The sequence below is a fragment of the Thalassobaculum sp. genome (assembly GCF_040219615.1).
Lineage (GTDB): Bacteria > Pseudomonadota > Alphaproteobacteria > Thalassobaculales > Thalassobaculaceae > Thalassobaculum_A.
This window is the reverse complement of record NZ_JAVJSE010000013.1, coordinates 201,728-212,745: the sequence shown is the minus strand read 5'-3', so window position 1 is coordinate 212,745 and position 11,018 is coordinate 201,728. Positions and strand designations below refer to the sequence as shown.

Below are 11,018 nucleotides of genomic sequence, written 5' to 3'. Positions count from 1 at the left end.
CAATAAAATTGTATCTATTTTCCGGGTGACGTTGCGATCGCCCTGCCGCCGGGGCACCGACAGCAGGGCGAAAGCGGTCAGAGCAGCTCCCAGTCGGTCGAAAGCTGGCCGATCTGGGCGATCGTCGGCGCCTCGCCGCTGTTGAACGTGAAGACCGCCAGGTCGCCGTTCGCGCTCTGCGCCAGGATGCCCTTGTCCCCAGTCGCGGAGAGGTCGCGGATGGCGAGGACCGTCAGGTCGGCATCGAAGCCGAAGTCGTAGCGCTGCGAGGAGGCGTCGCCGTTCATCTCCCACACCGACATGGCGCCCATATCATTGTTGCGCCACAGGATGTCCGCCTTGCCGTCGCCGTCGAAGTCGCCGACCGCCTCGATCTTCCACTCGGCGGGAACCGCGAAGGTCGCGCCGCGGACCGGCTCGCCGGTGCCGTCCATCTGCCAGACCGCGACCTGGCCGAGGCTCTCGTTGCGCAGCAGCAGGTCGGCCTTGCCGTCGCCGCCGAAATCCGCCGCCCCCGCGACTTCCCAGTCGCTCGACAGGCCGAGCACGTTGCCGCGGGACACCTCGCCGCCGCCGTCGGACCCCCAGACCGCCAGCGAGCCGTCGTTCTGGTTGCGCCACAGCATGTCGGCCTTGCCGTCGCCGTCGAAATCGGCGGTCTCCGCTAGCTGCCAGTCGGTCGAGATGCCGTGCACCGCGCCGCGGGTCGGCTCGCCGGTGCCGTTCATCTCCCAGATCGCGATGTCGCCGGTCGCGGCGTTGCGCCACAGAATGTCCGAGCCGCCGGTGCCGAACTGGTCGACCGCGGCGATCGACCAGCTGTTGTCGATGCCGAGAAGGTCGCCCTTGGCGACGTCGTTCAGGCCGCCCGTGGTCCACACCGCGATGTCGCCGGACTGCTGGTCGCGCCAGAGATAGTCGTCCGTCCCGTCGCCGTTGAAGTCCTCGAGCGCGGCCAGGTCGTAGCGTGTCTCCAGACCGAACACGTTGCCGAGATCGAGCGGGCGGGTCTCGTCCAGGGACCACACCGCGAACGAGCCGTCGTTCCCGTTGCGCCAGACATAGTCGTCCTGGCCGTCGCCGTTGACGTCGCCCTTGCCGGCCAGATGCCACTCGGTGCCGAGGCCGTAGACGTCCCCGAACTGGGCGGCCGCCGCGCCGTCGACCTGCATGGCCTGCACCAGGCCTCCGGACCGGAACAGGAAGGTCGGCCCGTTCAGGTCGACCGGGCCGGAGAGGTCCCGGGTCTCGACGACGGTGCCGGTGGCGTCGACGAACCACGCGGTCTCGAAGCCGGCATGGTCGAGGGCGCCCAGGTCGGTGCCCTGCGCGACGACCAGCACGTCGCTGCCGTCGCCGCCGTCGAGCGGACCGTCGCCGACCGACGCCCAGACGGTGTCGTCGCCGACCCCGCCGGACAGCGTGTCGACGCCGTCGCCGCCATACAGGAGGTCGTTGCCGCCGCCGCCGATCAGCAGGTCGTTGCCGTCCTCGCCGAACAGGACGTCCTCGCCGTCGCCGCCGGACAGGACGTCGTTGCCGGCCCCGCCATACAGGGCGTCGTCGCCGGCCGTCCCGATCAGCGTGTCGTCGCCGCCCCCGGGCTGGGTCTCCTCGCCGGTGCCGGTGAAGACGATGTGCTCGATGTTGCGGATGTCGATGCCCGCCAGGTCGGCTTCGGAGCCGATATAGAGTGTATCGTTGCCGGCCCCGCCGTGGATCAGCCGGTCCCCGGCGCCGCCATAGATGACGTCGTCGCCGGCCCCGCCATACAGGTCGTCGATGCCGTCGCCGCCGTACAGCACGTCGGCGCCGCCGCCGCCTTGCAGCGTATCGTTGCCGTTGCCGCCGTGCAGGACGTCCGACCCGCCACCACCGCCGACCGCGTCGTCGCCGTCGCCGCCCGACAAGGTGTCGTCCCCGGCGCCGCCGCCGAGCACGTCGCTGCCGTCGCCGCCGTACAGGATATCGGCGTCGGCACCGCCCGTCAGGCTGTCGTCGCCGTCGCCGCCCCACAGGACGTCGGCGCCGGCGCCGCCGATCAGGGTGTCGTTGCCGGCTCCGCCCTCCAGCAGGTCCGCCCCGGCGCCGCCACGCAGCGAATCGGCTCCGTCGGCACCCGACAGGGTGTCGTCGCCCTGGCCGCCACGCAGGATGTCGGCGCCGGACCCGCCGACCAGCAGGTCGTCGCCCTTGCGGCCGAACAACAGATCGTCGTCGTCGCCGCCGGACAGCACGTCGTTGTCCTGGCCACCGCCGAGCAGGTCGTTGCCGCTGCCGCCCGACAGGGTGTCGGCGCCGAGCGTGCCGCGCAGCGTATCGTTGCCGGCGCCACCGGAGAGCAGGTCGTTTCCTGCCCCGCCGTTCATGCTGTCGTCGCCGGCCGTTCCGGTGACCGCATCATCGCCGGCTGTGCCCCTGATCGTCTTTTTCTTGGCCACGACTGCCCCTCTCAGCAAGTGCCGGCAGCGCCGGTCCGGCGGTTACGTCGGTCACTCGATTGTACGGAGAACAATTTAACAGACATTTAAAATAAAGCCGCTTCGGGGTTTTACAAGAACGCTCCTTCCGGGTCGTCTTGAATTGATATGCCGCAATCCGGCCGCATGGCCGGGGCGCCCCCGGCGGTGCTAGGGTCGGGCGCCACGGGCGAAGCGGGCGGGCGGAACGGGGAGTGCGGTGCGGGTCGCGATCTTTCACTATTGGCTGGTGACGATGCGGGGCGGCGAGCGCGTGCTGGACGCGCTGCTGGAGCTGTATCCCGACGCCGACGTCTACACCCATGTGGCCGATCCGGCGGCGCTGTCGCCGCGGATCGCCGCGCGCCTCAAGGGCACCACCTTCATCGGGCGGATTCCCGGCGCCCGGCGGATCTACCAGAAGCTGCTGCCGCTGATGCCGCTGGCGCTCGAGCGGCTCGACCTGTCCGGCTACGACCTGGTGATCAGCAGCGAGGGCGGCCCGTCCAAGGGGGTGCTGCCGCCGGCCGACGCCCTGCATGTCTGCTACTGCCACAGCCCGATGCGCTATGCCTGGGTGATGCCCGAGGGCTACCTCGCCGAACTGCCGGCACCGGTGCGCCCGCTGGCGGCCTGGCTGCTGCACCGGATGCGGATCTGGGACGTCAGCACGGTGCCGCGGGTCGACCGCTTCGTGGCCAATTCCGGGACCGTCGCCCGCCGGATCCGCCGGTACTGGCGCCGCGACTCGGTGGTCGTGCACCCGCCGGTCGAACTCGACCGCTTCGCCATCGACCCGGACGGACCGGGCGATGCCTTCCTGTTCGCCAGCCAGCTGGTCGGATACAAGCGGGCCGACGTGGCGGTGCGGGCCTTCGCAGGCATCGACCGCCAGCTGCTGGTGGTCGGCGAAGGGTCTGAACTGGCGGCGCTGCGCCGGATCGCGACCCCCAATGTGCGGTTCCTGGGCCGGGTCTCGGACGACGAGCTGGCACGGCTGTACGCCCGGTGCCGGGCCCTGGTGTTCTGTGCCGAGGAGGATTTCGGCATCGTGCCGCTGGAGGCGATGGCGAGCGGCCGGCCGGTCATCGCCTTCGGCCGCGGCGGCGCGCGCGAGACCGTTGTGGACGGCAGCACCGGGCTGTTCTTCGACGCCCAGACGCCGGAGTCCCTGCGCGCCGCCCTCGACCGGTTCGAGGCGGTCGAGGGATCGTTCGACCCGGCCGCGATCCGCCGGCACGCCGAGAGCTTCGGCCGGGCGCGCTTCGTCGCCGAGATGCGGGAACTGATCGAAGGCTGGCTGGCCGAGCACCAGACAGGCGGGCGCCTGGCCGGGCCGACGCTTCAGTAGGCGTTGCGGTCGCCCATCAGGATGGTGATGGTCTGGGCGATGATCCGCAGGTCGAACAACAGCGACCAGTGCTCGATGTAGTACAGGTCGTATTCCAGGCGCCGGCGCATCTTGTCCGGCGTGTCGGTTTCGCCGCGCAGCCCGTTGACCTGCGCCCAGCCGGTGATCCCCGGCTTGACCCGGTGGCGCCCCAGGTAGCCGTCGATCGACTCGCCGTACTTGGTGTTGTGCGACACCGCGTGCGGGCGCGGGCCGACCAGCGACATGTCGCCCAGCAGCACGTTCACCAGCTGCGGCAGCTCGTCCAGGCTGGTGCGCCGGAGGATCCGTCCGAGCGGGGTGATCCGGGGATCGTCGCGGGTGGCCTGGGGAACCACCTTGCCGTCGTCGGTCGACGTCATCGTGCGGAACTTGCACACCATGAACGTATTGTTGTTGAAGCCATGGCGCTGCTGTCGGAACAGCACCGGGCGGCCCATGAACAGCAGGATGGCGAGCGCGATCGTCGCCATCGCCGGCGCCACCAGGATCAGCAGCACGCCACCGAGGACGATGTCCTCGATGCGCTTGACCACCGAGCTCCATCCGGACAGCGGGACCTCGGACAGCGAGAGGGCCGGCAGGCCGGCCGGCCGGTCGAAGGCGAGGACCGGCACCCGGCGCAGAGAGGCCGGCAGGGCCAGGTGGACGGTGACCGCCTCCGACTTCAGGACGTGCATCAGCGATTCCAGCGTGTCGCCCGGCTCGTCGAGCGCGATCATGACCCCCGAGACCTTGCCCGCGCGGATCGACTTGACCAGGCGTTCGACCGCGGCTTCGGGGTTCGGGTCGAGGTCGTGGGCCTCGATCAGCCGGGCGAGGCCGAACGGGTCGCGCAGCACCGCCTGGGCGGTGTCGTGGAGGGCCGCCCCGCGGCCGATCACGGCCAGCCGCGGGCCCAGCCTGCCGAGGCTGCCCATCTGCCGCAGATAATGCAGCGAGATCGCCCGCGCCATCAGCAGGGCGAACACCCCGAGCGCGAAGGTCGTGACGATCCAGGAGCGCGAGAACGCCTCTGTGGTCTGCGTCAGGTTGAGGAAGGCGAGGAACGCCGCCATCGCCGCCGTCCAGCCGGCCAGCGCCTGGAACACCCGCGGATCGAGCGGCTCGGCGCTGCTGACCCGGTAGGCGCCGAACACCCGGATCAGCCCGAGCGCCGCGATCCCGAGGGCCAGCGATCCGGACGGATACCAGCCGGCCGGGCTCCAGCCGGAATTCAGCAGCAGGTGGGCGATCAGCCCGCAGCCGATCAGCAGGACGGCCTCGACGATCGAGAGCACGCCCATGGCGATCGAAAGAGTCTCCCTCACAGTCCGCGTCTCCCAGCGCCCGCTTCGAGACCGATCAGGCCGCGTCCTGACCGCGATCGTCCTGGGCGTAATAGTAGTACTCGGTGCCGCTGTCGAAGGACTGGATGCGCACGTCCACCTTCGAAAGCACCAGGCCGAGCACATTCTCCCCGATTTCGTAGATGTCGCGCAGGCTCTGGATCACCATCTCGCGGTGGGTGCGCTCCCACTCGACCACGAACAGCACGCCGTCGACCCGCGGCGTGATGATGAGGGCGTCGCCGACGCTGGACACCGGTGCCGTGTCGATGATGACCAGGTCGAACTGGCGGCGCGCGGTCCGCAGCAGCGCTTCCATCGCCTCCGAGCCCAGCAGGTCGTCCGGGTTGGGGACGCTGTGGCCGCGCGACATAAAATACAGCCCGGTGGTCGGGTCGAACTCGATGCCGTCGTCGATCTCGATGCTGCCGGTCAGCACTTCCGACAGGCCGACCACGTTGGCCAGCCCGAAGCGGCCGTGCAGGGTCGGGTTCTGCATGTCGGCGTCGATCACCAGGACCCGGCGCCCGGCGAGCGCCGACAGGGTCGCCAGTCCCTCGACCACCGAGCTCTTGCCTTCGCTGGCGATCGTCGAGGTGACCAGCACCACCCGGCTCGCCTCGGTCTCGCCGAGACTGAGCGTAATGGTGGTCCGCAGCCGCCGGAGTGCCTGGGTGATCGAGGAGCCGGGGCGCTCGGCGACCAGCCGGTGGATCGGCAGCGACCGTGTGACGTCGTTGTTCAGTGGAATCTGGGCCAGGACCGGCAGGCCGGTGGCGAGCTCCAGCTGCTGCGGGGTCTTGAAACCGCGGATCGCGAACTCGATGATCAGCACCAGGAAGCAGCCGACGACCATGGCGCCCAGGACCGAAGCCAGCACGGCGACGCCGCGGCGCGGCGACACCGCGCTCTGCGGGGTGACGGCGCGCGAGATGATGCGCGCCTCCGGGGCATTCACCGACTCGTCCTGGACGTCGGTCGCCTTGAGGCGGCCGAGGATCAGCTCGTACAGGTCGCGGCTCGCCTCCACCTCGCTCTCCAGCGAGCGCAGGGTGACCTCGGCATCGGTCTGGCCTTCCAGCTTCTCCTGCAGCCGGCGGATGGCCTCGGCGAGATTGGCCTCGCGGACCCGGGCGATCTGCACCTCGTTGCGCAGGCTCTGGGCGATACGATCGACTTCGGCGCGGACCTGGGCCTGCACGCCGGCGAGCTGGTCGCGGGCCTGGACCAGCGCGGGATAGCGCGGCTGGAACTGGGTCTGCAGCTCGGCGATCCTGCGCCGCAGCTCGGTTTCCTCGTTGCGCAGCTGGGTGATCACGTTGGAGCGCAGGACTGCGTCCAGGCTCTCCAGGCCGCCGTCGCTGCCGCTCAGCACCCGAACCTGGCTGAAGCGCGCCTCGGTCTCGACGCGGGCGGTCTCGGCGGCGATCAGCTGTTCGTTCAGATGGGTGATCTGCTGTAGCAGCAGGGTGGCGCCGCCGGTCTCGACCAGGCCGTTGTCGCGCCGGAACTGCTCTAGCTTGCGCTCGGCGTCGATCACGCTCTGGCGCAGGCCGCTTACCCTGCCGGTCAGGAATGACGAGGCGCGCCGCAGCGCGTCCTCGCGACGCTCCTGGTTGTCGCGCAGATAGGCGTCGGCGACGCCGTTGGCGACCCGCTCCGCCGTCTCCGGGCTGGTCGACCGGAACCGGATGGTGATCACCCGCGCGAACCGCGAGGCCTCGACCGTCAGCCGGTCCAGGAAATGATCGGTCACCAGCGCCAGGGTGTCGGCGACCGGTATCGGACCGCTACGGGACTCCGGCTGGCTCGACGTGGTGTCGATGATCCAACGCACCAGCGGCTCGAGCGGGGCCAGCAGCTCGTCGGGCGCATCCGGGAGGAGGCGGTCCGCCCAGTGTCGGCGCGACTCCTCGTCGAGCTCCGGGTTGAACTCCGGATCGCTCATCAGCCCCAGGGACTTCACGGTCCGGATGGCGATCTCGCGAGAGGCGATGTACTCGGCCTCGGTCTGCACGGTGTTGTTGTCGCCGCCGATCGCCGGAAGCACCGCCTCGATTCCCAGCACCCGCTCGCGCTGCGCCTCGATCAGCAGCCGCGAACTCGCCGCGTACTGCTTGGGCAGAGAGCTGACGTACAGCGCGGTCAGGATCGGAATGACCGTCATCACCGCCAGCAGCAGCTTGGTGCGCCGGCGCAGGATGCTGATCAGCCACCAGACGTCGTAGGTCTCGGTGGTCACGAAGACCGGCGCCGGCGCCCGCGGGCCGGGGCTGTCGGCAGTATCCTGCTGTCGGCGGGGGAAGGCGGCGACGTTCGACATCTGCCGCTCCCTAGAACAGCCGGCGATCGATCTCGATCACGTCGCCCGGGAACACCCGGGTCCCGAGACCGACGCGTCGGCGATCGTTCCGGCCGTCGACCTCGCGGACCAGATAGGCCGCGTCGGTGTCCGCCCGGCGATTGAAGCCGCCGGCGATCGCCGCCGCCTTGCGGATGTCGAGCTCAGGCTCGAACGGATAGCTGCCGGGCTTGTTGACCTGGCCGAGCACGTAGAACGGACGGTACTTCGCGACCTCGACGTTGACCTTCGGATCCTTGACGTAGTCGCGCGCCAGCCGTTCGGCCAGCACGTTGCGGAGTTCCGTGGTGGTGCGTCCGGCCACCCGGATCGAGCCGACCAGGGGCAGATCGACCGAACCGTCGGCGGCGACGTCGGTCTCCACGGTCATGTCCTGGATCTCCAGCACGGTGATCTTGATCCGGTCGCCGGAGCCGATGACATAGGCCGATAGCGGCGGTGCCGGCTCGGGGGGCGCCGGTTCGCCGGCGCAGGCGACCAGGGCGAGTGTCGCCATCGCGAGGCCGGCGACGCGGCCGACCGCACGGGACCGTGCGTTCCGGGATCGTCGTTCAGCGGAATACGCCATTCACCACTCCCTGCCGCAGCGATCGTCCGCCCGGCTCCTCGACCACGAAGTCCCGCAGGCAGCAGAGCTTGATGCCGAGGCGCAACGACGCCACCGTTGCCCGGAATTCCTCGGCCGGGTCGTCCGAAGTCTGGTTCTCCCAGCGCAGGCCGGCCCCGAGATAGGCGTACTCGTTCAACAGATAGCGCAGGCCCACCCCGGCTTCGAGCAGGCGCTCGTCGGCGACGTCGCCGCTGTAGCGATTGTCGGTCCAGCGGATCTCGGTCCCGGCCACCAGGTTGTCCCAGGCCTCGTAGTCGAGGCCGAGGGAGAACTCGGTGGTGGTAACGCTGCTCGCGGCCGATAGTTCTGAATCCTCGTTCGACACCGAGAGCTCGCTGCGCAGGGTCATCAGCTCGGTGGCGTTCCACAGCGCGTTGGCGCCGATCAGCGCGGAGTACTCGGCGGACAGGCCGGGTTCCTCGAAGCTGCGCCGGGACAGACCCGCGAAGCCGGTGAACTGGGACACCGCCCCGCCCGAATAGGTCGCCCCGACCGCCAGGTCCAGCCGGGTGGAATCGACGTTGCCGGAACTGTCCTCGGCGTAGTTCACGCGCTGCACGCCGGGCTGCACGAAATACGACACCTCGCCGGTCCGCGCGAATCCGATCCGGGCGTTGCCGGCACCGATCCAGCGGTCGAGCCCGCTGCGGTCGACGCCGTCGGCGTCGTCGAAGCGGTACCAGGTCGACTGCACCGTGCCGGAGACCGGGTTGTCCGCGAAGGCCAGCGACTGCAGCTGGGCGCCGACCGTGTAGCTCCGATAGGTCTGGGTGCCGAAGGACGGCCCGAGGTCGAGGTCCGATCCGCGGTCGATATGGTTGCGGGCGGCCGCGGCATTGACCACCAGGTCGGCGTCCTCGTCGATCTCGATCCGGCTGACCAGGTTGAGCTCCAGGTCCTCGTAGTCGTCGCCGCCGGACGACCCGTAGCGGCCGATCGCGGCCTGGCCGACCAGCATGCTCTGGTGGTTCTCGCCGTCGACGTTCAGCGAGACCCCGGGCCGGGTGACCGTGAACAGGCTGGCGGTCTCGCCGCTGGCGGTGCGCCGGACGTTGCTGTCGTGACCGGCCTCGACCTCCAGCCGGCTGAACGAGTAGACCGGCGAGGTTCCGGTGACCTTGGCGCCGCGGTCCAGTCCGTCGAGGGACAGGCCGTAGCTCTCGAAGTCGAGGCGGGGCCGCCGGCCGACCGACTCCTCCTCCGCCTCATAGGTCTGCGCGACCGCCGGGCAGGCGGTGCACAGGCCGGCCGACAGGACGACGCCGGCCAGCAGCATCGACGTCCGCAGGGAGGCGGGTCGGCCGTTTCCGCGGAATCGAGTTGCGGGCTGATATGAGTGGGTCATTCCGGCGATCATCCGCACATCAGCTTATATCATACATCAATTTATCCTACTAAACATTTGACTAAAAGAGATTTTTGATTGAATAATCATGCGAGGGGCAAGGCTTGCGCCGGTGTGCCCTTGAATTCACTGGATTTTGCCTCGATTTGCAGCTAGTTGCTAGCGTTTGTGGGGCTCGTTTACGCACGCACGGCGCGGTGCTAGCGTTGAACGCGGGCGCGAGTGGGGAGCGCCGTCACGCCGACATCGTCGCTTCGACGGACGGGAGATCCATGGCGATCAGTCAAGTGCAGAACCGGTCGCGGGGGCCGAGCCAGGAGTATCTCCTGCTCGACTATCTGCAGCGGCTCGGACGCAACCTCGAAGGTCGGATGGCCGTGCACATCCACCTGTCGCGCCTGCGACCGCAGAATCGCCAGGACCATCACATCCGCATCGCCGCGGCCACCTTCGAGGGCATGGTCAACAACTACGAGGGCCAGATCTTCGTGCTCTCGAACTCGGACCTGTTCTTCATCTGCAAGGACGCCGCGATCGAGGACATCGACGCCGCGATCATGAAGGTCCGCTACCTGTTCAGCGAGGACCCGCTGAGCCAGGGCGACGAGGAAGAGGACCTGGCGCGGTTCTGCACCTGGTACAACGTCGAGAGCCAGTTCGACGAGCTGCTGGACATCGTGAAGTCCATGCACCGCGAGCGCGAGCGCAAGGCCCGGCTGGCGGTCGCCAGCGAGAAGGGCGCGCAGCTCAACAAGGGCTCGCGCAAGGCGCTCGACCCGGAGCAGCTCGGCAAGCTCGAGAACTTCCTGCGCCGCGCCGACCTGTCGAACCTGATGCGCCGCCAGGCGGTGTGCGCCATCACCCCGGGCAGCCAGGCGCCGCAACCGGTGTTCCGCGAACTGTACATCTCGATCGCCGACCTGCAGCAGTCGGTGCTGCCGGAGTTCGACCTGGCGTCGAATCTCTGGCTGTTCCAGCACCTGACCCAGACCCTGGACAGCCGCATGCTGTCGATGCTGGTGCGCAACGACGACAGCTCGATCGCCAGCTCGTTCAGCATCAACCTGAACGTCGGCACCATCCTGTCGCCGCCGTTCCTGAACTTCGATTCCTCGCTGAAGGCGATCGCCCGCGGCACCGTGGTCATCGAGCTGCAGAAGATCGACATCTTCGGCGACATGGGCGCCTACATGTTCGCGCGCGACTTCATGCGCGAGCGCGGCTACCGGATCTGCCTGGACGGGCTGAACCACCTGACCCTGCAGTTCATCGACCGCGAGCGGCTCGGCCTCGACCTGCTGAAGCTGATCTGGACGCCGGACATGGCCGACGACCTGTCGGGCTCGCGGACCACCGAGCTGAAGGAGCACATCGACCGCTGCGGCCGGGCGCGCATCATCCTGGCGCGCTGCGACAGCGACGAGGCGGTGCGCTTCGGCCAGTCGCTCGGGATCACGATGTACCAGGGCCGCTACATCGACAAGCTGCTGACCAGCGAGGGCCGCGTCGGCTGACCGGCCGGCG

The 11,018-nt window shown here is 69.1% G+C and carries 7 protein-coding genes; 2 read left to right on the top strand and 5 right to left on the bottom strand.

Annotation, left to right across the window (positions count from 1 at the left end; genetic code table 11):
- Positions 1–77: 77 nt before the first annotated feature.
- The gene (locus RIC31_RS08550; RefSeq protein WP_350105178.1) at positions 78–2,441 is read right to left on the bottom strand and encodes an FG-GAP-like repeat-containing protein; all 2,364 of its coding nucleotides are present in this window, start codon (positions 2,439–2,441) and stop codon (positions 78–80) included.
- Positions 2,442–2,679: 238 nt separating this feature from the next.
- On the opposite strand from RIC31_RS08550, the gene RIC31_RS08545 reads away from it, so the two are divergent.
- Positions 2,680–3,810, top strand: a complete 1,131-nt coding sequence (locus RIC31_RS08545; protein WP_350105176.1) for a glycosyltransferase — start codon at positions 2,680–2,682, stop codon at positions 3,808–3,810.
- On the opposite strand, the gene RIC31_RS08540 is transcribed toward RIC31_RS08545, so the two are convergent.
- The 4 genes from RIC31_RS08540 to RIC31_RS08525 are packed head-to-tail and all read right to left on the bottom strand — an operon-like array spanning position 3,804 to position 9,425.
- On the bottom strand, positions 3,804–5,159 hold the full coding sequence (locus RIC31_RS08540; protein WP_350105174.1) for an undecaprenyl-phosphate glucose phosphotransferase: 1,356 nt from the start codon (positions 5,157–5,159) through the stop codon (positions 3,804–3,806). The genes RIC31_RS08545 and RIC31_RS08540 overlap by 7 nt on opposite strands.
- 34 nt (positions 5,160–5,193) lie before the next feature.
- Positions 5,194–7,500, bottom strand: a complete 2,307-nt coding sequence (locus tag RIC31_RS08535) for a GumC family protein (protein WP_350105171.1) — start codon at positions 7,498–7,500, stop codon at positions 5,194–5,196.
- 10 nt (positions 7,501–7,510) lie between these two features.
- Positions 7,511–8,035, bottom strand: coding sequence for a polysaccharide biosynthesis/export family protein (locus RIC31_RS08530; RefSeq protein WP_350105169.1), 525 nt, complete (start codon positions 8,033–8,035; stop codon positions 7,511–7,513).
- A gap of 55 nt (positions 8,036–8,090) precedes the next feature.
- Complete coding sequence (locus RIC31_RS08525; RefSeq protein ID WP_350105167.1) at positions 8,091–9,425, bottom strand: outer membrane beta-barrel protein; 1,335 nt, start codon at positions 9,423–9,425, stop codon at positions 8,091–8,093.
- 341 nt (positions 9,426–9,766) lie between these two features.
- Between RIC31_RS08525 and RIC31_RS08520 the strand changes: the two genes are divergently transcribed.
- Positions 9,767–11,008: a hypothetical protein gene (locus tag RIC31_RS08520; protein WP_350105165.1), complete on the top strand. Its 1,242-nt coding sequence runs from the start codon at positions 9,767–9,769 to the stop codon at positions 11,006–11,008.
- Positions 11,009–11,018 lie beyond the last annotated feature (10 nt).